The sequence below is a fragment of the Brevundimonas sp. genome, assembly GCF_032107865.1.
In the GTDB taxonomy this organism is placed as follows: Bacteria; Pseudomonadota; Alphaproteobacteria; order Caulobacterales; family Caulobacteraceae; genus Brevundimonas.
Genome location: NZ_DAMCNG010000059.1, coordinates 13,947 through 14,197, shown reverse-complemented (window position 1 = coordinate 14,197; position 251 = coordinate 13,947). Strand labels below are relative to the sequence as shown.

General features: G+C 71.7%; 1 pseudogene. It reads left to right on the top strand.

What is annotated here, in order from left to right:
* Window positions 1-251: pseudogene (locus RT567_RS07255) on the top strand (flagellar hook-length control protein FliK); the annotation flags it as partial.

The following is a 251-nucleotide window of genomic DNA, read 5'->3' as shown; positions in this document are numbered from 1 at the left end:
TGGACCCACAGTCGCCGATACGCCTGCGGCGGCGACCGTCGCCGCGCCCTCGGGCGACAGCGAAGCCCCGACCGCGCCGCAACAAGCAACCGTCGAAGCCGCGTCTCAAGCGCCGGGCGCGCAACGTGACCTCGGCCTGTCCCAGCTGTCGCGCGCCACGGTCGAGACCACGGCTCAGATCGCCGCCCAGATCATCAAGAAGCTGGACGGCCGTTCGACCCGCTTCGACATGGCGCTGACGCCCGAGGGCC